Source organism: Actinoplanes sp. NPDC051388 (assembly GCF_055586225.1).
In genome coordinates this window covers 22,142-42,984 of sequence record NZ_JBVJIP010000002.1, presented here as the reverse complement: position 1 = coordinate 42,984, position 20,843 = coordinate 22,142, and the positions used below count along the sequence as shown (strand labels likewise).

The 20,843-nt window shown below is 70.2% G+C and carries 19 protein-coding genes and 1 pseudogene; 15 read left to right on the top strand and 5 right to left on the bottom strand.

Features of this window, described 5'->3' with window-relative positions:
* Position 1 precedes the first annotated feature (1 nt).
* The 3 genes from ACZ6TI_RS04430 to purB are packed head-to-tail and all read left to right on the top strand — an operon-like array spanning position 2 to position 3,632.
* A complete protein-coding gene (locus ACZ6TI_RS04430; protein ID WP_465343583.1) occupies positions 2-526 on the top strand; it encodes a helix-turn-helix domain-containing protein in 525 nt (174 codons plus the stop codon).
* Positions 523-2,214 (top strand): MFS transporter, encoded by a 1,692-nt coding sequence (locus tag ACZ6TI_RS04425; protein WP_465343582.1) that lies wholly within the window; start codon positions 523-525, stop codon positions 2,212-2,214. The genes ACZ6TI_RS04430 and ACZ6TI_RS04425 overlap by 4 nt, the downstream gene beginning before the upstream one ends.
* A complete protein-coding gene (purB, locus tag ACZ6TI_RS04420; RefSeq protein ID WP_465343581.1) occupies positions 2,211-3,632 on the top strand; it encodes an adenylosuccinate lyase in 1,422 nt (473 codons plus the stop codon). The genes ACZ6TI_RS04425 and purB overlap by 4 nt, the downstream gene beginning before the upstream one ends.
* Before the next feature lie 56 nt (positions 3,633-3,688).
* On the opposite strand, the gene ACZ6TI_RS04415 is transcribed toward purB, so the two are convergent.
* A complete protein-coding gene (locus tag ACZ6TI_RS04415; RefSeq protein WP_465343580.1) occupies positions 3,689-4,375 on the bottom strand; it encodes a S1 family peptidase in 687 nt (228 codons plus the stop codon).
* A gap of 280 nt (positions 4,376-4,655) precedes the next feature.
* Between ACZ6TI_RS04415 and purS the strand changes: the two genes are divergently transcribed.
* From purS to purL, 3 genes and pseudogenes are all read left to right on the top strand, one after another.
* The gene (gene purS / locus ACZ6TI_RS04410; RefSeq protein WP_465343579.1) at positions 4,656-4,910 is read left to right on the top strand and encodes a phosphoribosylformylglycinamidine synthase subunit PurS; all 255 of its coding nucleotides are present in this window, start codon (positions 4,656-4,658) and stop codon (positions 4,908-4,910) included.
* A gap of 2 nt (positions 4,911-4,912) precedes the next feature.
* The gene (gene purQ, locus ACZ6TI_RS04405; RefSeq protein ID WP_465343578.1) at positions 4,913-5,623 is read left to right on the top strand and encodes a phosphoribosylformylglycinamidine synthase subunit PurQ; all 711 of its coding nucleotides are present in this window, start codon (positions 4,913-4,915) and stop codon (positions 5,621-5,623) included.
* Positions 5,620-8,106: pseudogene (gene purL, locus ACZ6TI_RS04400) on the top strand (phosphoribosylformylglycinamidine synthase subunit PurL); the annotation flags it as partial. The gene purQ and the pseudogene purL, both read left to right, overlap by 4 nt.
* Before the next feature lie 804 nt (positions 8,107-8,910).
* Here purL and ACZ6TI_RS04395 read toward each other — a convergent pair.
* Positions 8,911-10,788, bottom strand: coding sequence for a carboxypeptidase-like regulatory domain-containing protein (locus ACZ6TI_RS04395; RefSeq protein WP_465343577.1), 1,878 nt, complete (start codon positions 10,786-10,788; stop codon positions 8,911-8,913).
* A 268-nt stretch (positions 10,789-11,056) separates the two neighbouring features.
* Here ACZ6TI_RS04395 and ACZ6TI_RS04390 point away from each other — a divergent pair, with 268 nt between their 5' ends.
* From ACZ6TI_RS04390 to amcA, 5 genes are all read left to right on the top strand, one after another.
* Complete coding sequence (locus ACZ6TI_RS04390; RefSeq protein WP_465343576.1) at positions 11,057-11,422, top strand: sterol carrier family protein; 366 nt, start codon at positions 11,057-11,059, stop codon at positions 11,420-11,422.
* Positions 11,423-11,501: 79 nt separating this feature from the next.
* The gene (gene purF / locus ACZ6TI_RS04385; RefSeq protein WP_465343575.1) at positions 11,502-13,064 is read left to right on the top strand and encodes an amidophosphoribosyltransferase; all 1,563 of its coding nucleotides are present in this window, start codon (positions 11,502-11,504) and stop codon (positions 13,062-13,064) included.
* Positions 13,065-13,105: 41 nt separating this feature from the next.
* A complete protein-coding gene (purM, locus tag ACZ6TI_RS04380) occupies positions 13,106-14,257 on the top strand; it encodes a phosphoribosylformylglycinamidine cyclo-ligase (RefSeq protein ID WP_465343574.1) in 1,152 nt (383 codons plus the stop codon).
* Between the two features lie 178 nt (positions 14,258-14,435).
* Positions 14,436-15,539, top strand: a complete 1,104-nt coding sequence (gene amcB / locus ACZ6TI_RS04375; protein ID WP_465344279.1) for a cyclophane-forming radical SAM peptide maturase AmcB — start codon at positions 14,436-14,438, stop codon at positions 15,537-15,539.
* Positions 15,508-15,735, top strand: a complete 228-nt coding sequence (gene amcA, locus ACZ6TI_RS04370) for a multiple cyclophane-containing RiPP AmcA (RefSeq protein WP_465343573.1) — start codon at positions 15,508-15,510, stop codon at positions 15,733-15,735. Before amcB ends, amcA begins: the two co-directional genes overlap by 32 nt.
* 142 nt (positions 15,736-15,877) lie before the next feature.
* Here the strand turns inward: amcA and ACZ6TI_RS04365 are convergent, their stop codons facing one another.
* Both ACZ6TI_RS04365 and ACZ6TI_RS04360 read right to left on the bottom strand, forming a co-directional pair.
* The gene (locus tag ACZ6TI_RS04365; RefSeq protein WP_465343572.1) at positions 15,878-16,093 is read right to left on the bottom strand and encodes a DUF3073 domain-containing protein; all 216 of its coding nucleotides are present in this window, start codon (positions 16,091-16,093) and stop codon (positions 15,878-15,880) included.
* A gap of 147 nt (positions 16,094-16,240) precedes the next feature.
* Positions 16,241-17,320, bottom strand: a complete 1,080-nt coding sequence (locus ACZ6TI_RS04360) for a Glu/Leu/Phe/Val family dehydrogenase (protein WP_465343571.1) — start codon at positions 17,318-17,320, stop codon at positions 16,241-16,243.
* Between the two features lie 133 nt (positions 17,321-17,453).
* Here ACZ6TI_RS04360 and ACZ6TI_RS04355 point away from each other — a divergent pair, with 133 nt between their 5' ends.
* Positions 17,454-18,293, top strand: a complete 840-nt coding sequence (locus tag ACZ6TI_RS04355; protein WP_465343570.1) for a DUF8083 family protein — start codon at positions 17,454-17,456, stop codon at positions 18,291-18,293.
* A 281-nt stretch (positions 18,294-18,574) separates the two neighbouring features.
* On the top strand, positions 18,575-18,784 hold the full coding sequence (locus ACZ6TI_RS04350; protein WP_014687221.1) for a BldC family transcriptional regulator: 210 nt from the start codon (positions 18,575-18,577) through the stop codon (positions 18,782-18,784).
* Positions 18,785-18,840: 56 nt separating this feature from the next.
* On the opposite strand, the gene ACZ6TI_RS04345 is transcribed toward ACZ6TI_RS04350, so the two are convergent.
* On the bottom strand, positions 18,841-19,242 hold the full coding sequence (locus tag ACZ6TI_RS04345; RefSeq protein ID WP_465343569.1) for a PPOX class F420-dependent oxidoreductase: 402 nt from the start codon (positions 19,240-19,242) through the stop codon (positions 18,841-18,843).
* A 54-nt stretch (positions 19,243-19,296) separates the two neighbouring features.
* Here ACZ6TI_RS04345 and ACZ6TI_RS04340 point away from each other — a divergent pair, with 54 nt between their 5' ends.
* Together ACZ6TI_RS04340 and ACZ6TI_RS04335 are read left to right on the top strand one after the other, a co-directional pair.
* The gene (locus tag ACZ6TI_RS04340; protein ID WP_465344278.1) at positions 19,297-20,037 is read left to right on the top strand and encodes a class I SAM-dependent methyltransferase; all 741 of its coding nucleotides are present in this window, start codon (positions 19,297-19,299) and stop codon (positions 20,035-20,037) included.
* A gap of 20 nt (positions 20,038-20,057) precedes the next feature.
* Positions 20,058-20,615, top strand: coding sequence for a hypothetical protein (locus ACZ6TI_RS04335; protein WP_465343568.1), 558 nt, complete (start codon positions 20,058-20,060; stop codon positions 20,613-20,615).
* The last annotated feature ends 228 nt before the right edge of the window (positions 20,616-20,843 follow it).

Sequence of the window (20,843 nt, the reverse complement as noted above, 5' to 3'; positions counted from 1 at the left end):
CATGTCTTTGGGGGATGGCAAACAGAAGAGCGCGCTTCGCGCCATGGCCCATCCGGTACGGCTACAGATCCTGTCCCTGCTCACCGGCGCCTCGCTGACCGCCGCCGAGGTCGCGCGGGAGCTCGGCCTGACCCACGCCAACGCCAGCTATCACCTGCGCAACCTGCTCGCCGCCGAGGTGATCATGCTGGCCGGCGAGGAGAAGATCCGCGGTGGCGTGGCCAAGCGCTACCGCTACAACGCCGAGCGCGAGAAGACGCTGAAGCCCAGTGGCGACGAGAACGTCGCTCTCTTCCACGCGGTCGCCAACGAGCTGATCCGGCGCACCGCCCAGGGCGACTGGTCCGGCCGCAAGTCGATGTCCGACGCCGAGCTCTGGGTCGAGCCGGAGACCTGGCTCGAGATGCGCGACCGCATCGCCGAGCTGTCCCGCGAGCTGCACCGGGCGGCCCGCCCCCCGCGCACCCCAGGCACCATCCGCACGTCGACCACGATCGCGATGTTCCAGATGGAGGCCGAGTCATGATCCGGGAGTCCCTCGCCCCGCTGCAGCTGAAGGGCTACCGCGCGTGGCTGGCCGGCCGCACCGTGAACGCCCTCGGCAACGCGGCCGCGCCGATCGCGCTCGCCTTCGCGGTGCTCGACCTGACCGGTTCGGCCACCGACCTCGGCATCGTGGTCGGCGCCCGCATGGTGATCAACGTTATCTTCCTGCTCTTCGGCGGCGCACTGGCCGATCGCATGCCCAAGCACCTGCTGATGGTCGGCGCCGCGATGGCCGCGGCGGCCACCCAGGGCATCGTGGCGGTCCTGGTGCTCACCGACACCGCGACCGTGCCGCTGCTGGTGCTCTTCGGCGGCATCAACGGCATGGTCGCGGCGCTATCCATGCCGGCCTCGGCTTCGATCATCCCGCAGCTGGTGCCGGCCGAGCTGCGCCAGCAGGCCAACGCTCTCGGCCGCCTCTTCCTGAACGGCGCGATGATCATCGGCGCGCCGGTGGGGGCGGCGCTGGTGGCGGCGGTCGGGCCGGGGTGGGGCATCGCGGCGGACGCCGCCACGTTCCTGGCCTCCGCCCTGCTTTTCAGCCTGATCCCGCGACCCGCTCCCGCTCCGGCCGGTCCGGCGCCGGCCGTTCCCGCTCCGGCTGGTTCGTCTACGGCTGGTTCGTCTCAGGCTGGTTCGTCTCAGGCCGGTTCGACTCCGGCCCCTTCCTCTCAGGCAGCAGAGCGCTCTGCGGCCTCTGCGCCAGCGCTGGGCTCCGCGGCCTTGAAGGAAGCAGAGCGCTCTGCGGCCTCTGAGCCAGCGGCCGGCTCCGCGGCCTTTGAGGAAGCAGAGCGCTCTGCGACCTCTGAGCCAGCGCCCGGCTCCGCGGCCTTTGAGGAAGCAGAGCGCTCTGCGACCTCTGAGCCAGCGGCCGCCTTCGCGGCCTTCAAGGAAGCAGAGCCCTCTGCTTCCTCTGGGGCAGCGGCCGGTTCCTCTGGGGCAGCGGCCGGCTTCGGATCCGGCTCTGCTCCCGCTGCGGAAGCGGTCGTGCTCGCGCCGCCGGAGCCGGCCCCGGCCGCCGCGCCGGCTCGGGCGAGCATTCTCACCGACCTGCGCACCGGTTGGTCCGAGTTCAGTTCGCGCACCTGGCTGTGGGTGGTGGTGGCCGGCTTCTGCGTGGTGAACGGCTCGCTGGCCGGCGGCCTGATGGTGCTCGGGCCGCTGGTCGCCGACCAGACGATCGGGCGGCAGGCCTGGGGCTTCGTGCTCGCCGCCGAGACCGCGGGCATGATCATCGGTGCGCTCATCGCGATGCGGCTGCGGCTGCGGCGGTTGCTTCTCGTCGGTGTCGTCTGCACGGCCGGCGAGGCGCTGCCGATGTTCGTCCTCGGCGTACGGCCGCAGGTCTTTCTCTTGATCTTCGCGGGTTTCGTGGCCGGCGTGACGCTCGAGCAGTTCGGCATCGCGTGGGAGACGACCATGCAGGAGCACGTGCCGGAGGACAAGCTGGCCCGGGTCTACTCCTATGACATGGTCGGCTCCTGGGTCGCGATGCCGATCGGGCAGGTGCTGGTCGGGCCGATCGCCGAGAAGGTCGGGCTCGAGCCCACGCTGATCGGGTTGTCCGTGCTCGTGCTGATCGCGGTGGCCGGCATGTTGAGCAGCCGGGACGTGCGCAACCTCCGGCACGAGCTGCCGTCGCGCGAGGTGAAAGAATCGGTCGCGTGACGATCCCCGATGTGCTCGCCGCCCGCTATGCGTCCGCCGACCTGGTGGCCCTCTGGTCGCCCGAGGAAAAGGTGCGGATGGAGCGCCGGCTCTGGCTGGCGGTGCTGCGGGCGCAGCGTGACCTCGGGGTGGCGGTGCCGGCGGGGGCCGTCGAGGCGTACCAGAAGGTGTTGGATCTTGTTGATCTTGATTCGATCGCGGCGCGTGAGCGGGTCACCAGGCACGATGTGAAGGCGCGGATCGAGGAGTTCAGCGCGCTGGCCGGCTTCGAGCAGATCCACAAGGGCATGACGTCGCGTGACCTCACCGAAAACGTGGAGCAGCTGCAGATCCGGGCCTCGCTCGAGCTGATCCGCGACCGGGTGGTGGCGACGCTGACCCGGCTGTCCGCGCTGGCCGTCGAGCACTCCGACCTGGTGCTGACCGGTCGTTCGCACAACGTCGCGGCGCAGGCCACCACGCTCGGCAAGCGGTTCGCGTCGGCGGCCGAGGAGCTGCTGATCGCGTTCGAGCGGCTGGAGGACCTGATCGCCCGCTACCCGTTGCGTGGCATCAAGGGGCCGGTCGGCACCGCCGCCGATCAGCTCGATCTGCTGGACGGCGATGCGGGCAAGCTGGCCGAGCTCGAGCGGCGGGTGGCCGAGCATCTCGGCTTCGCGCGGGTGCTGACCAGCGTCGGGCAGGTCTATCCGCGGTCGCTGGACTTCGACGTGGTGTCCGCGCTGGCCCAGATCGTCGCCGGGCCGTCGTCGCTGGCCACCACGATCCGCCTGATGGTCGGGCAGGAGCTGGTCACCGAGGGCTTCAAGCCCGGTCAGGTGGGCTCGTCGGCGATGCCGCACAAGATGAACACGCGGTCGTCCGAGCGGGTCAACGGGCTGGCGGTGATCGTCCGCGGCTACCTGTCGATGGTCGGCGAGCTGGCCGGCGACCAGTGGAACGAGGGCGACGTCTCCTGTTCGGTGGTGCGCCGGGTGGCCCTGCCGGACGCGTTCTTCGCCACCGACGGGCTGTTCCAGACCTTCCTCACCGTGCTGGACGAGTTCGGCGCCTATCCGGCCGTGATCGCCCGCGAGCTCGATCGCTTCCTGCCGTTCCTGGCGACCACCAAGATCCTGGTCGGCGCGGTGCGCAAGGGGGTCGGGCGCGAGGTGGCGCACGAGGTGATCAAGGAGCACGCGGTCGCCGTGGCGCTGGCCATGCGGGAGAAGGGCGCGCCCGACAACGACCTCTTCGACCGGCTGGCGGGGGACGAGCGGCTCGGGCTGTCCCGGGCCGAGATCGACTCGCTGGTGGCGGATCGGGCGGCGTTCGTGGGGGCGGCGCCGGCCCAGGTCGCGGCGATTGCGGCGCGGGTCTCCGACGTCGCTGCGCGTCATCCCGCGGCCGCGGGTTACGCACCCGCGCCGATTCTCTGAAGTGAGCCGCCGGGACGCGGCGGATCGTGGGTCACACCGCGTCCCGACGGAGCTTTCTAGATGCCCGTGACCTGCGTGATCCAGGCCCGGTTGTAGGCGACGCTGCCGTAGTACTGCGCCGCCTGGCCGTCCGCCGTCGAGGCGACGCCGACCTGCTGGCCGTTGTAGACCTGCGGACCGCCGGAGTCGCCGCGCCACGCGTTTCCGGTGATCTCGGTGCTCGCGATCGCCCGGCCCCCGTAGTAGTCGGTGGCGTTGGTCGAGGTCACCCGCACCGTTGCGGTCTTCAGCACGGTGGAGGCGCCGCATCCGCTGTAGCAGGTCATGCCCCAGCCATAGATCGAGTTCGTCGAGTTGACGGGCGGGTACGAGCTGCTCAGCGCCATGTAGGTGGTGCTGACCGGGCTGCTCAGCCGCATCAGGGCCAGGTCGCTGCGGACCGAGGTGGAGGTGACCGAGCGGGTGACGCCGCCGGAGCCACGGTTGACGCTGCCGACGCGTACCGACATGGTGCCGCTGATGCAGTGCCGGGCGGTGAGCACGTAGTTCGCCGAGATGATCGTGCCGGAGCAGGTGAAGCTGCCACCGCTGAAGACGGCGGCGGCCCAGGGCGCGGAGGCGACGGTGCCGCCTCCGATGATGTTGGGCCCGATCGGCGGTTCGGCGGCCTGGGCGGTGGCGGGGATGGCCAGGGTGCCGGTGAGCGCTGCGGCCAGTGAGGCGACGACGATGCGGATACGCACGCCGGGCTCCTTCCGGAAGGGGGGACGGCTTGGTTGCCTGACGCTATGTGTCGGCGTCGATGCCTGCCTAACCCCAGTTGACCCCTATCACCGTGTGATGACCCCGAGGTGATGAGTAGCCGGGTGGCGGAGATCACCGTCAACATGTGCTGCTCAGCGGCGTACGGGTCGGCTGCGCGACACCTGCCGATGGGTCGTTCAGGAAGTCGGCAGGGTAGGCTTCGGCTGCTCGCCCCTTCTTCAGGGGCACCCAACTGCGCACCTACAGTCAGGAGTGCCCGTGGCTCGCGTCGTCGTCGACGTCATGCTCAAGCCGGAGATCTTGGATCCGCAGGGCCAGGCGGTCGCGAACGCGCTGCCGAGGCTCGGCGTAACCGACGTCTCCTCGGTCCGCATCGGCCGTCGCATCGAGATCGAGTTCGCCGGTGAGCCGGACCTCGACACGGCCCGCGAGATCGCCGACAAGCTGTTGGCCAACCCCGTGATCGAATCATTCGAGATTCACGTGGACGCCCCTGCCGCCGAGGTTTCCTAACCATGCGTATCGGTGTGGTCACCTTCCCGGGGTCGCTGGACGACGGGGACGCGGCCCGCGCCGCGCGCATCGCCGGCGCCGAGGTGGTTCGGCTGTGGCACGGCGACCCCGAGCTGCACGACGTCGACGCCGTGGTGCTGCCCGGTGGCTTCTCCTACGGCGACGCCCTGCGCTGCGGCGCCATCGCCCGGTTCGCACCGGTGATGGAGACGATCGCCGACGCGGCCCGCGGCGGCATGCCGGTGCTCGGCATCTGCAACGGCTTCCAGATCCTCTGCGAGGCGCACCTGCTTCCCGGCGCGCTCACCCGCAACCAGCACCTGCACTTCCGCAACCGCGACCAGTTCCTGCGCATCGAGTCGACCTCGACGGCGTGGACGAACGGCTTCACCGAGGGCCAGGAGATCCTGATCCCGGTGAAGAACGGCGAGGGCTGCTTCGTGGCCGACGAGCGCACCCTCGACGCGCTGGAGGCGGACGGCCGGGTGGTGGCCCGATACATCCGCGGCAACCCGAACGGCTCGCAGCGCGACATCGCCGCGATCACCAACGAGGCCGGCAACGTCGTCGGCATCATGCCGCACCCGGAACACGCGGTGGAGGCGCTGACCGGCCCGTCGCTGGACGGCCTCGGCTTCTTCACCTCCGTCCTGCGGGCCCTGGCCGGGGTGTCCGCGGGCGGACGGCTCGCAGCAGGGGGACAGGACCGATGACCACGCAGCCCGACACTGCTTTGGAAAAGCCGAAGCAGTCCGGCTTCGCCGCCACCGACGTTCTGATCGACGAGTTCGGCGGCGGGCCGGACACGGTCGAGCGCGCCGCCAATTCGCCCGAGGAACTGCAACCGCACACCGAGCTCGGCCTCAAGGACGACGAGTACGACCGCATCCGGCAGATCCTCGGCCGCCGCCCGACGGCCTCCGAGCTGGCCATGTACTCGATCATGTGGAGCGAGCACTGCTCCTACAAGTCGAGCAAGGTGCACCTGCGCCAGTTCGGTGAGAAGACGCCGCAGAACACCCGGATGCTGGCCGGCATCGGGGAAAACGCGGGCGTCGTGCAGATCTCCGACCAGCTCGCGGTGACCTTCAAGGTCGAGTCCCACAACCACCCCAGCTTCGTGGAGCCCTACCAGGGCGCGGCCACCGGCATCGGCGGCATCGTGCGCGACATCCTGGCGATGGGCGCCCGGCCGATCGCGGTGATGGACCCGCTCCGCTTCGGCGCGGCCGACCACCCGGACACCGCCCGGGTGCTGCCCGGCGTGGTGGCCGGCATCGGCGGTTACGGCAACTGCCTCGGGCTGCCCAACATCGGCGGCGAGATCGTGTTCGACCCTTCCTACCAGGGCAACCCGCTGGTCAACGCGCTGAGCATCGGCGTGCTGCCGGTCGAGCGGTTGCAGCACAAGGAAGCCGCCGGCATCGGCAACATCGTGGTGCTGCTCGGCGCGCGCACCGGCCGCGACGGCATCGGCGGCGTGTCCGTGCTGGCGTCCGCCACCTTCGCCGAGGGCGAGGAGAGTCGCCGTCCGTCGGTGCAGGTGGGCGACCCGTTCATGGAGAAGCTGCTGATCGAGAGCTGCCTGGAGCTGTACGACGCCGGCCTGGTGGTCGGCATCCAGGACCTCGGCGGCGCCGGCCTGACCTGCGCGCTCACCGAGACCGCCGCGGCGGCCGGCACCGGCATGCGGGTCTACCTCGAGCGGGTGCCGCTGCGCGAGCCGTCGATGTCACCTACCGAGATCCTGGCCAGCGAGTCGCAGGAGCGCATGCTGCTGATCGTGGCCCCTGAGATGCTCGACCGGGTGCTCGCCGTCGCCGACAAGTGGGGCGTCTGGGCCACCGCGATCGGCGAGGTGACCCCGAGCGAGAGCGAAGGACTGCCCGGCCGCCTGGTGATCAGCTGGAACGATCACATCGTGGTGGACGTGCCGCCCGGCTCGCTCGCCGACGACGGTCCGGTCTATGCCCGCCCGATCCGCGAGCCCGCCGACCTGATCCTGCTGCAGGCCGACCGCGCCGAGACCCTGCCCCGGCCGGCCACGCCGGACGAGCTGCGGGCCACCGTGCTGCGGATGGTCGCGTCGCCCAACCTCTGCGACAAGAGCTGGGTCACCGAGCAATACGACCGCTATGTGCTCGGCAACACCGTGCTGGCCCAGCCCGAGGACTCGGGCGTGCTGCGCATCGACGAGCGCACCGGCCTCGGCGTGGCGCTGTCGGTCGACGGCAACGGGCGTTACGCCCGCCTCGATCCCTATGAGGGCGCGCGGCTGGCGCTGGCCGAGGCATATCGGAATGTCGCGGTGACCGGCGCCGAGCCGGCCGCGGTGACCGACTGCCTGAACTTCGGCTCGCCCGAGGACCCGGCCGTGATGTGGCAGTTCGCCGAGGCCGTGCGCGGTCTCGCGGACGGCTGCCAGCAGCTCGGCATCCCGGTGACCGGCGGCAACGTCAGCTTCTACAACCAGACCGGCGCCGCGGCGATTCATCCGACTCCGGTGGTCGGCGTGCTCGGCATCTTCGACGACGTGGCCCGCCGCGTGCCGATGGGCTTCCCGCCGCCGCCGACCCCGGAGGGCGATCTGCTCTTCCTGCTCGGCGACACCAGGTGCGAGCTGTCCGGCTCGGAGTGGGCCTGGGTCGAGCACGGTCACCTCGGCGGCCGCCCGCCGGTCGTCGACCTGGCCCACGAGATGGCGCTGGGCCGGCTGATGGCGAAGGCGTCCGAGGCCGGGCACGTGAGCGCGGCGCACGACCTGTCGGACGGCGGGTTGGCGCAGGTGCTGGCGGAGAGCTGCCTGCGGCGCAACATCGGCGCGCGGGTGGCGCTGCCGGACGACCACGCGGCCTTCGTCTGGCTCTTCAGCGAGTCGGCCGGCCGGGTGGTGGCGGCGGTGCCGCGAGGCCACGACAAGGCCTTCGTGGCGCTGGCCCAGGACCACAACATTTCCTGTACGCCGATCGGCACGACCACCGAGGAGCCGATCCTCGACGTGCGCGGCGAGTTCTCGATCGAGCTGGACGAACTCCGGGCGGTCCACACCGCGACGATGCGCGACCTGTTCGGCGGTCCGGGCGAGCTGGCCAACCGCCACGGCGACCCGGACAAGGCCGCCCACCCCGACGAGGACGAGACCGATTCGGCCCAGGCCGGGGACGTTGTTGTCGAGCCGGTTCTGGTCGACGAGGACGAGGAGTCCGGGGCGGCGACCTTTGCGTCGCAGGCGGCCGAGGCTTCGACGGACGAGTCGCCGACCACGGCCATCGGCACAGCGCCGACTTCGCCGGCCGCGCCGATTTCGCCGGCCGCGCCGATTTCGCCGGCCGCTCCGGTGACCGCGCCGATTTCGCCGGCCGCTCCGGTGACGGCGACCGCGACGCCGACCGCGACCCCGACGGCACCGTTGATCGCGACGCCCGCACCGCCGATGCCGGCCTCGCCGGCGTCCGCGGCGACGCCCGCGCCGAACAGTGCCGCGACCGCTCCGGTCCCGGTGACATCTCCGGTGTCGCCGGCCGCACCCACGTCGCTCGCCGAGCCTTCTCCCACGCTGCCATCGGCGCCGATCCCGGCAATGTCGCCGACGTCGCCCGCGCAACCGGACGGCTTCGTTCCGACGATGCCCCCGTCCCCGGCAACCGGCGGCGACGATCAGGACGCAGAGCAGACCCCGGCGAGTGCAGTGACAGACAGCCCCACGGCGAACCCGGCCCCGACCTCAACACCAGATGGCGACGCGGCCGAAGTCCAGCCCCCCACCGCCACCGGCACCGCCGCGGTCCACAGTGACCCGACGCCGGTGACCGCTGCCGATCAGGACACCCCGGCACCGGGCGGCCCGATCGCGCCGGACACCCCGCCGGACAATTTCCCCACCGCGGATCTCCACACCAAGAACCGCCCGGATCTCGACAAGTAACCCTCCGCCACAACGCCAGCGAGAGAGGCCGGACCCATCGGGTCCGGCCTCTCTCGCATATCGGTTCAGGTCGGGTCAGTCGTCCATCCACGGGAGGCGACGCTGGCCCGGTTGGGCCGGCTCCTCCGGCGGCTGCGGCCGCGGAGGCGGGCCACCGTGCCGGCCGCCGCTCTGCTGCTCGGCGCCGTAATAACCACCCTGGTCGCCGCGCTGGTCATAGCCACCACCACGCTGGTCGTATCCGGACGGCTGCTCGTAACCACCCTGGTCATATCCGGCCTGGTCGTAACCGCCCTGGTCATAGCCCTGGCCGCCGTAGGCCTGGCCGCCGCCGCGCGTCGGTGCGCCACCGCGAGCGGGAGGCTGACCGCCCTGCTGCGGTGCGCCGTAGCCGTTTCCGGCCGGTGGCGCGCCGTAGTCGTAGCCACCAGGCTGCTGCTCATAGCCGGGCTGCTCGTAACCGCCCTGGTCGTAGCCGCCCTGGTCGTAGCCACCGCCGCCGCCATAGGTCCCGCCGCCGTAGGCACCGGCCGGAGCCGGCGCGCCATAGGCGTTGCCGTTGTCGGCCGGCGCGTCCCACGCCTGCTGCTGTCCATAACCCGGGTCCGGCGCCTGCGGCGCGCGCCCATAGGTGCCACCGCCGGCCGGCGCCTGATAACCCGGCTCCGGCGGCGCGGCATAGTCGTCGTCCGGCGGCCGGTACATGCCGGTCGGCTCGTCGAAGCGCTGCTGCGCCTCCTGCTGCCCGGCGCCGTAGTACTGCTGCTGCTGATCGTCGGCGTAGTAGCCGTCGTCATAGCCGCCCTGAGCGGGCACCGCCGCCGCGCCATACGTCTGCGTGGCCGGTCCCGGGTTCGCATATGGGTTCGGCGCGCCGCCATACGTGTTCTGCTGCGGCCGCACCGGTGCGCCGTACGGATCGGGGAACTCGTCGTCCGCCGGCACCGCCTGGTGCAGCATGGTCGGCGCGTCCGAAAGGGACGCCGCGCCCGCGCCGGCCACCATCGTGGCGTCGTTCGCCCGGCCGCCGACCGGAGCCGCGATCCGGGTCTGGTCGCCATAGGCCCCGCCGCCGCGGCCCGGGGGCATCGGCCCGCTGGGCACCGCACCCTGGTCGTCATCGTCGTCGCCGTTGTTGTTCCGCCGGCGCATCAGCACCAGCACGATCGCGCCGATGCCCGCCGCGACCAGCAGGCCGCCCAGGATGATGAACAGCATCGAGCTGCCACCGTCGGAGTTGTTCGCCGCGTTGTCGGCGTTCACGCCCGCGGTGGTCGCCGCGTCGGTCGCCTCGTCGGTGGCGTCGTCCACCGGCGGCGCGCTGGCCTCCTCGGTGGCCGACGGCGTCGCCGAGGGGGTGACCTTGGCGGTCAGCTTCAGCGGCACGTTCACCGACTTGCCGGCCACGCCGACCGCGTTGACGGCCGCGGGTTCGTAACCGTCCTTGCCGGCCCCGACCGAGAGCGTGCCCACCGCGATGGGCTTGCTGTCCGACGAGCGGAAGGAATAGCCGCCGTCGCCGTCGCTCGTGGTCTCGTACCGGTGGTCGGCACTGTCCTGCATGATCACCTGGGCGCCGGAGACCGACTTGCCCTTGGTGTCCTTGACCGTGCCGGAGACATTCGTCACCGTCTGTGGCTTGTCCGGCCCGCTCACCTTGATCGAGTCGCTGGCCGACCCGGTGAACCGCCCCGACTGCGCGGTGATCCGCACCTGGACGTTACGGCTCTGACCAGCGCCGACGGAGGGCGCGGTCAGGGTGGCCTCGAAGTTCTCGGTCTCGTTGGGCCCGATCGGGGTCAGCGGCGTGCACTGGCCCGAGCAGGGCATCCCGCTCACGGTGATGCGGATCGGGTTGGCGTCGGGCAGGTCCACCGAGTTCTTGTTGGTGACGCTGAACTTCAGTGTGATCTTGTCACCGGAACTGGCGTCGGTCGATGACAGGCTGGTCACCTGAACCGAGGGCTCCACCGCCTGCGCGGGTGCCCCAGCGATCGCGATAATGCCTGCGACCAGCGCCGTTAACGCACCGGCCTGGGCCGCTCGGGCTCGTAGGTGCGTCGTCACGTCCACCGCCTTCCGGTCGCACGGTCTCCGGCCGCTGAAGTGTCCGGTAGATCCGGCGACGATTACACCGTCGGCCACTATGCCCTGTCGCGGGTCCATTGCGCGACCCAGGGCCGCCGGGAGTTCTCTCCGAGTGGAGTCGTAATCTCCCGACGTGTCTTATCCGCACAATAAATCCGAGTCGGTCCGAGAGGCGTTGGACGCGCTGGACCGCGGTGCCGAACCCGACCGTACGGTGCTGCGCGACGCGGTCCGAGCGCTGCTCGCGGAGTTGGCGCGAGTTGCGCCGGGCCGTTCGGTTGAGGTCCGGATTCCACCGTTCGGAGCTATTCAGTGTGTCGCGGGTCCGCGGCACACCCGCGGCACACCGCCCAATGTGGTCGAGACCGATGCGATCACCTGGCTGCTCGCCGCGACCGGACGGCTGACCTGGGCCGACGCGGTTTCCGACGGCCGAATCCGGGCGAGCGGCATCAGGACCGATTTGTCCGAGTGGTTGCCCCTGACCGAGGGTGGCTGAACCGAGCCCGCACCGGGTGGACCGCGTACACTCGGCGGTTGAGCAGCGCCCGACTAATTGAGCATGAGGGAGCAAGTCTGTGCCCCGAGGCGACGGCCGGCTGACCGGTGATCTCGACCCCCAGGAGCGCGGCCCCCAAGATGCCTGCGGCGTCTTCGGTGTCTGGGCGCCCGAGGAAGAGGTTGCAAAGCTCACATACTTCGGACTTTACGCATTGCAGCACCGTGGCCAGGAAGCGGCGGGCATCGCCGTGAGTGACGGCTCCGGCGTGGTGGTCTACAAGGACCTCGGCCTGGTCTCCCAGGTCTTCGACGAGCCGACCCTGGCCAGCCTGCGCGGCCACCTCGCGATCGGCCACACGCGTTACTCGACCACCGGCGGGTCGAACTGGGAAAACGCCCAGCCGACCATCCGTGCCACCACAGCCGGCACCACCATCGCGCTGGCCCACAACGGCAACCTGGTGAACACCACCGAGCTGGCCCGTGAGGTGGCCGACCGCGGCCTCGAAGTCGACCTCGGCACGTCCGACACCGCGCTGGTCACCACGCTGCTGGCGGCCAAGCCCGACCTTTCGGTCGAGGCCGCGGCCCTGGAGGTGCTCCCGCGTCTGCGCGGCGCCTTCAGCTTCGTCTTCATGGACGAGACCACGCTGTACGCGGCCCGCGACGCGCAAGGAGTCCGGCCGCTGGTCCTGGGCCGGATGGAGCGCGGCTGGGCGGTCGCCAGCGAGACGGCGGCGCTGGACATCGTCGGCGCCAGTTTCGTCCGTGAGGTCGAGCCCGGCGAGATCCTGGCGATCGACGAGCACGGCCTGCGGTCCACCCGGTTCGCCGCGCCCGAGCCGAAGGGCTGCCTTTTCGAGTACGTATATCTGGCCCGTCCGGACACCACGATCGCCGGCCGCAACATCTATTCGGCCCGCGTCGAGGTCGGCCGCCGGCTGGCCAAGGAGCATCCGGTCGAGGCCGAGCTGGTGATCGGCGTCCCGGAGTCGGGCATCCCGGCCGCGATCGGTTACGCGGAGGAGTCCGGCATCCCCTACAGCGCCGGCTTCATGAAGAACGCCTACGTCGGCCGCACCTTCATCCAGCCCTCGCAGACGATCCGGCAGCTGGGCATCCGGCTGAAGCTCAACCCGCTGCGCGAGGTGGTCCGGGGCAAGCGGATCGTGGTGATCGACGACTCGATCGTGCGGGGCAACACGCAGCGTGCACAGGTGCGCATGCTCCGTGAGGCGGGTGCGCTCGAAGTGCACGTGCGCATCTCTTCTCCGCCGGTGAAATGGCCCTGTTTCTACGGCATCGACTTCGCCACCCGGGCCGAGCTCATCGCCAACGGCCTGGAGATCGAGGGCATCCGGCGCTCGATCGGCGCGGACTCCTTGGGTTACGTTTCCCTGGACGGGTTGGTGCAGGCCACCGAGCAGCCCAAGACGCGACTGTGCATGGCCTGCTTCGACGGCGAATACCCGATCGAACTGCCGGCCGGCAACCTGATCGGCAAGCACGTGCTCGAGGGTGTCGGACGGCGGGCTTCGATGCCGGCCGCCACCCCTCAGGAGGCGTCGGCCGCAGTGGCCGAGCTCGAGACGGAGTACGAAGTGCGCGAAGCCGCCGTCGACGCACTGCAGCGCCCGTAACAACCGGATCCAACGGCAGCACCAGTAGCAAGGGGAGAATCGTGACGCACGTGTCCGAGCGCAACAGTGCCGGATCGAACGACGCCGAGGGCACGGACCGCAAGCCGTGGGTGGCGAGCGGTGGACGCCCGGGGCGTAAGCGCACGGTGACCTATGCGGACGCAGGGGTCTCGATCCACGCCGGGGAGAAAGCGGTCGAGCTGCTCCGGTCAAAGGTCAAGAAGACCACTCGGCCCGAGGTGATGGGCGACCTGGGCGGCTTCGCGGGCCTGTTCAAGCTCAACGCGCACAAGTACAAGAGCCCGATCCTGGCCTCGTCCACCGACGGTGTGGGCACCAAGCTGGTGATCGCCCAGCAGCTCGACATCCACGACACGATCGGCATCGACCTGGTCGCGATGGTCGTCGACGACCTGGTCGCCTGTGGCGCCGAGCCGCTGTTCCTGCTCGACTACATCGCCTGCGGCGAGGTCGTGCCGGACAAGGTGGCGGAGATCGGCGCGGGCATCGCCGACGGCTGCCGTTATGCGGGCTGCGCGCTGCTCGGCGGCGAGACGGCCGAGCACCCCGGTGTGCTTCGCCCGGACGAATACGACGTGTCCGCGACCGGCGTCGGCGTGGTCGAGGAGAGCGAGATCCTCAGCCGCGACCGGGTCGAGATCGGCGACGCGATCATCGCGATGCGCTCCTCCGGCCTGCACAGCAACGGATACTCGCTGGTCCGGCACGTGCTGCTGGGCGCCGGCCGGATGCGCCTGGACACGGTGGTCGACGACTTCGGCGGCCAGCGCACCCTGGGCGAGGAGCTGCTCACCCCCACCAAGATCTATGCCAAGGACTGCCTCGGCCTTATCGAGGAGACCGACGTGCGCGCGTTCTCGCACGTCACCGGCGGCGGCATCCCGGGCAACCTGTCGCGCATCCTGCCCGAGCACGCCGACGCGGTGGTGGACCGCGCGTCCTGGCGCCCGCAGTCGATCTTCGATCTGATCCAGGCCAAGGGTCGGATCGAGGACACCGAGATGGAGGCCACGTTCAACATGGGCGTGGGCATGTTCGCGATCGTCTCGTCCGACGACGCCGACCGCGCGATGGCATATCTGACCGGCCGCGGCGTCGAGGCGTGGCAGGTCGGCGAGGTCATCGAGGGCGACGGCCAGGTGCAGATGGTGGGCCAGTACACCCGCGGCTGAGCGGGTCGGCACAAACATCACAAAACACCTGTCTTGTGTGAAATGATCCGCGTGCGTCGATTCGTCGGCTCTGCGGATCTTCCCTGCGCGCCCGGCGGTGGGCACACTCAGGTGGTCCGACGCGCTTAGCCTGGCCTTGTCGAGGCGGACGGGGGTGGGGCCCATGGCTTGGAGCGGGATGCGGGGCATCTCCTCGATTCCGACCTATGTCGTCATGCAGCCCACGACCCTCTGCAACCTCGACTGCGCCTATTGCTACCTGCCCTTTCGCAAGATCGATCAGCGGATGCCGGTGGCCGTCGCCGAGGCCGTGGCGCAGGCCGTGACGCCGTGGGCGCGCACCGGACGGTTCTCGGTGGTCTGGCACGGCGGCGAGCCGATGGCCGCCGGCCGCGACCATCTCGCGGCGCTTTTCGCGCCCTTCGGCGCGGGGGTGGAGCACCATCTGCAGACCAACGCGACCTTGATCGACGATGCCTGGTGCGATTTCTTCCAAACCCATGGGGTACGGGTGAGCGTCAGCGTCGACGGCCCCGAGGCCCGCAACGGCGAGCGTGTCACCCGAGGCAACCGCCCGGCCTATGACCGCATCGCCCGCGGCATCGCCACGTTGCGTCGCCACGACATCCCGTTCTCCGCACTGTGCGTGGTCGCCCGCCCCGAGCCCGGCCTGGCCACCGAGCTGTACGACTACTTCCTCGACCTGGGCTGCGAGGTGCTCGGCATCAACGTCGAGGAACTCGAGGGCGTCAACGAGCGCACCAACCGCCACCCGGCCGCCGAGGTCACCGCGTTCTGGGCCGAGCTGGTCGCCGCCTGGCGCCGAGACCCGCGGATCCACCTGCGCGAGGTCGAGTGGTCGCTGCGTTATGTGTCCGCGGTGCTGGCCGGCGCCGCCGACGAGGTGCTGCCCCGCGAGCTCGATCCGATTCCGACCGTCGCGCACGACGGCTCGGTGGTGCTGCTCTCGCCCGAGCTGGCCGGCTTCTCCGACCCGCACTACGGCGACTTCACCAGCGGCAACGTGCTGCATACGCCGCTCGGCGAGATCCTCGCCCGAGCCGCCGAGACACCCTGGATCGCGGAGTTTCTCACCGGGGTGGAGGCGTGCCGGCAGACCTGCCCTTATTTCGGCTTCTGCGGCGGCGCGCACGCGGCGAACCGGTTCTTCGAGCTCGGTCGCTTCGACCGGACCGAGACCGATCACTGCCGCAACAGCAAGATTCGCCTACTGGAGGGAGTGCTGGACCATGCCCGAGATCATGAGCCCACGGCCGTCTGACCGCGTGGCGGAAGATCCCGTGACGGCACGGGTGCAGGACGCCCGCAGCGGACTCGCGTCACTGCTGGCCGAGGCCGAGGAGGCACGGCGGCAGCGTGACGAGAGCTCGTCACAGGACGGCGGCACGGCGGTGTGCGCCTGGAACCACTTCGAAAACATCCCCACGTTCTACAACTGGAACAATCGGCCACGCTGAAGCGCGGCACCGGAGCCCCACGCGGTTGGACCGCGTGGGGCTTCCTTGTTGCCGGTGAAGAGACGGGATGCTCGGCTGACCGGTCACACAGGGGAGCACGCGGTCAGCCGCGTGCTCTCTGGATGTGCGAACGGGTCAGCCGTCAGCGCCTTGAAGGCGACCAGGGGTCCTGGTCATCATCCGGATCATCCTCATCGTCGTCGTCAACGAGTTCGTCGTTGTCGCCATCGAAGTGATGATCGGACTTACCAGCACCCGCCAACTCGCGCTGCAAGGCGGTGAGGTCGGTGTTCGGGGAGTGGTACTTCAACTCCCGGGCCACCTTCGTCTGCTTGGCCTTAGCACGGCCGCGCCCCATGGCTCGACCCCCTCGCACAGAATTCGGGGCAGCCCGAAGGCGGGCCCCGATGACGTCAGGCATCTCTCGTGGGTCTTACGGTACATGGATGATGCCGCCTTCGGCACCTCGGGTTGTGTGAGACACGACCGCATGTCGCGGCGTGTCTCAGCGGAGATAGACGCTGCGCAACCGGCCGACCTCGGCCATGCGACGTTCGGCGAGCCGATCGGCCGCCAGGGCCGGCGACACGCCCTCGTCCTCGGCGAGCTGCAGGATGCGGCGAGTGGTCTGGAAGATCCCGGTAGCGCGCAGTTTGGCCCGCTCGAAATTGAAGCCCTCGATCTCGTCGGCCACCTGGATCACGCCGCCCGCGTTCACCACGTAGTCCGGTGTGTAGAGGATGCCGCGCTCCTGCAGCAGCTTTTCGATGCCGGGATGGGCGAGTTGATTGTTGGCGCCGCCGGTGACCACCTTGGCGCGCAGCAGGGCCACCGTGTCGTCGTCCAGGGCTCCGCCCAGGGCGCAGGGCGCGTACACGTCGATCTCGGAGGTGATCAGGGTGTGCGTGTCGGCGACCAGGTCGATCTGCGGGTAGGTGCTGCGCGCCCAGTCGAGCGCCGCCTCGCTGACGTCGGTGGCGACCACCGAGGCGCCGTCCTCGATCAGGTGACCGGCGAGATATTTGCCGACCTTGCCCAGCCCGGCGATGCCCACCCGGCGACCGGCCAGCGACGGCGTGCCCCAGGCGTGCTCGGCCGCGGCCCGCATGCCCTGGAAGACGCCCCAGGCGGTCAGCACGGACGAGTCGCCGGCGCCACCGTGCTCGACGCTGCGGCCGGTCACGAACCGCGTCTCGCGGGCGATCACGTCCATGTCCGGCACGTAGGTGCCGACGTCGCAGGCGGTGTAGTAGCGGCCGTTCAGCGACTCGACGAACCGCCCGTACGCCCGCAGCAACGCCTCGCTCTTCAGCACGGCCGGGTCGCCCCAGATGACCGCCTTGCCGCCGCCGAGGTCCAGCCCCGCCATCGCGTTCTTGTATGCCATCGCCCGGGAGAGCTGCAGCACATCGGCGACCGCGGCGTCTTCGCTCGCGTACGGATAGAAGCGGGTGCCGCCGAGCGCGGGCCCGAGTGCGGTGCTGAAGATGCCGATGACCGCCCGCAGCCCGCTCTGCCGGTCCTGGCAGAAAACGACCTGTTCATGACCGGTGGCGTCGGTGCCGTCGGTGTCGAACACGCCCATCTCGATGCTCCTCGATTGTGCTGACCCTTGTGGGGTGCTGGGGGTGGGGCCGGAAGGGTAATGGCTCCACAGCCGAGCCTAGGTCGTCGTGCGCCTCTCGTCAGTGCGGGTCAGTGCGTGAAAGGATCGCGGCGTGCCGTCACTGTTCGCGTCGTACCTGCGGGTTTACGAGCCCCTGACCGCCTTCGACCGCGACCGGCAGGTTTTCTGGCGCCGGTACGCGCGGGAGGGTCGCGCCCTGGGCCTCGCCGAGGGCCCGGTCCGGCAGCGCACCGCCGTGCTCGAGGCGCTCGGTGCCGGCTGGACCCGGCTGCCCGACCTGCCCGACGAGGCGTACGTGCTGGAGTGGGGCGACACGCTGCTGGTCTGCCCCTGGAACCTGCGCCTGCGGGTCGCCGAGGCGGCTCTGAACGCCCGCGACGGCGTGCCCTCGGTGCTGGCCGACGCGTTCGTCCCGCCGGTGCTCGCCGGCCAGGCCAAGGCCGTGGTCGAGGACTGGCGCAGCGGGGCCAAGGTGCTGGAGCACGGGGTGCCCCGGGTGCACGAGCAGATCGCGACGTGGGGCGTACCCCTGAGGTGGTTTGTGTTCGTCGATCTGGACGAGCGCGAGATCGTGCTCGACGGCGACCGCCGCACACTCCGCTATCGCACCGAGATCTCCAAGGCGCGCCGGCGTGCGCACCGCGGCGTCTCGGTGCTGCGCAAGGCGCTCGGCGACGCCCCGATCACCGAGGCGGTCGAGGAGGGCACCAAGTGGCTCGAGGAGTTCCACCCGCGATCGGTCGTGGAGCTCGACTACGGCGGCCTGACCAGCCTCCTTCCCGAGGAGGATCTGGCACAGGACGATTCACCCGGACTGGTGGCCGCGGGCCTCTCCGCGCTGTCCCGAGGCGACGCCGACGCCGCCACCGAGGCATACGAGAAGATCGTTGCGAGGTGGCGTGCGGTCCAGTTGCTGGAGCGGTGCAACTGACCTGGGAAAAGTGGACGAACGGGCAGTTTTCGCGGTCCCGGAAAGCGCTTTCAAAGCGAACACTCTTCGTGATCGCGGGTGTCCGAAGGGTGATAATCGGACTAAACGAGGCACTATCTGGCGTAGAAAAAACGTAAAAATCGGGCATGCTTCAACCGTCTATCTAGGGACGTTCGGCCGTTCGGCCCATGTCGGACATCGGGGACTAGCCGGACCATGAGAGACGCACCGGCCGGCGGGACCCCGGCCGATGTCTTTAGGTACCTGTGGAGGAGTGACCGATGGCATCGCGTACGCATGACCCAGAGCCGCTACTAACGCCGGCCGAGGTGGCGTCGATGTTCCGTGTCGACCCGAAAACCGTCACCCGGTGGGCAAAGGCCGGCAAGCTCAGCGCTATTCGTACGCTGGGTGGCCACCGTCGTTACCGGGAGTCGGAGGTTCGTGCCCTGCTGCAGGGGCAGATTCCCACGCAGCGTCAGGGCGACTGACCGCAGTCGACCGAAGATCGTTGTCAGGGGCGAGCGCTGGGGAAGGCGATCGCCCCTTACTTCGTTTCCGGGGCTGTGTCGGTTGGCGACACCAGCAGTGCCACGGTGCCGTCCTTGCCGCGGCGGATCCGGCTGCCGACCAGCGTGAGCCGCCCGGTCATCCCGTACTTCTCGCGCAGCGTCGCGGTGATCCGGTGAAAGTCCGCCCGATCGCCGATCCGTGCGTTTCCCTCGATCACGTCAGCACCGGTGACGTTGCCGCGGATGTCGCACGCCTGCAGGGTGACCCGGCCGTTGTTTCGGACCCGCTTCACCTTCCAGCTGTCCGCGACCGTCCACATGGCGACCCCCGGCGCGTCCGGCATCACCCAGATCGGGGTGCTGACCGGGCTTCCGTCCTTGCGAAAAGTCGTGAGCAGGACGTATTTCTCCGAGCCGAGTTGCTCGAGCGTCGTCATGGCTAAAGAGTAGGCCCAGTGGATCAACCGCTGATCGGCGACGTGTTCGGGGAAATGATCAGGGACGCGTACGCGGTGCGGACCGGAATCGGACCACGGCCGCTGGCCGGCGGGCGGGTGCCCCGGCCGGTGATCGAGGTGATCGAGCGGGACGATGGGCTGATCAACGGCGCGCCGGCCGACCACTATCTCGACGAGCCTTCCGCGTGGCAGCCGCACGACCACCGCGCGCTGCGCCTCTGCCGCGGCCACGTGCTCGACATCGGCTGCGGCGCCGGCCGTACGGCGATCGAGCTGCAGCGCCGCGGCGTCGCGGTGACCGGTCTGGACACCTCGCCGGGCGCGATCGAGATCGCCCGCAAGCGCGGGCTGCGGGACACCGTGCAGAACACCGTCGACGGGTACGCGCGCGCGTCCGCCCGCTATGACACCTTCCTGCTGCTCGGCAACAACCTCGGCCTGTTCGAGAGCCGCGAGCGGGCGCCGCAGCTGCTGACCGCCCTGGCCGCCCTGGCGAATCCGGGCGCCCGGATCGTGGCCCAGGGCACCGACCCCTACGGCACCAGCGACCCGGTGCACCTGGACTATCACCGGCGCAACCGGGAGCGCGGCCGGCTGGGCGGCCAGCTCCGGCTGCGGCTGCGCTACCGGAGGCTCGCCACGGACTGGTTCGACTACCTGGCCTGCGCGCCCGCCGAACTGGAGTCGCTGCTCGCCGGAACCGGCTGGCGGCTGTCCACGATCGACGACCAGGACCGTCCGTATTACCTGGCCGTGATGGACCGAATCGGATAAATCACGGTTACGGTGTACGTGTGCGGAGGCTCACTCGGCGTCAGCTGATGAACCTCACCGGTGCGCTCGCGGTTGCCCTCGCGCTAGCCGGGCTCGCCGTGGGACTGCCCGCCGTCGACGCGGCCCTGCCCGCAGATCGACCGGTGCGCACCGACCGGCCCTACCCGGTCACCAGCGGCGTCACCCTCGTCCCACCGCCCGGCGCGGTGCTCGACGTGACCGGCACCCGGCCCGGCGACGACGGGGGCACCGCGCTCTTCCGGATCGGGGCGGTGCGCTACGCGATCGTGGTCCGGCCGTTCGACGGCACGCTGCCGGCCGCGGCCGACCGGCTCCGGCAGCGCATCACCGGCACCCCGGGCTACCAGGTCACCGGTGGCCAGTTCGGGATCGGCACGGACGGCGGGCTGGACGGGCTGCAGGGCGGATATACGGCGCCGGGGCGGGGCGGGCGCTATGCCGTGTTCGTCGCCGGGCGGCGGACCATCGAGGTCACCATCAGCGGGTCGGAGCTCGAGCTCGGGCGGAATCTGCCGGCCGTCGAGGCGGCCACCCGCACCCTGCGGGTCACCTCGTGACCGCTTCCCCGGAGGAAGCAGAGAGCTCTGCTTCCCCAGAGGGTGCGGGCTCTGAGGGCGCAGAGCGCTCTGCTTCCCCAGAGGAAGCGGGACTTCGTGCGGGCTGTGAGGGCGCAGAGCGCTCTGCTTCCCGAGAGGAAGCGGGACTTCGTGCGGGCTGTGAGGGCGCAGAGCGCTCTGCTTCCCCAGAGGAAGCGGGACGTGGTGCGGCCTCAGAGGAAGCGGGAC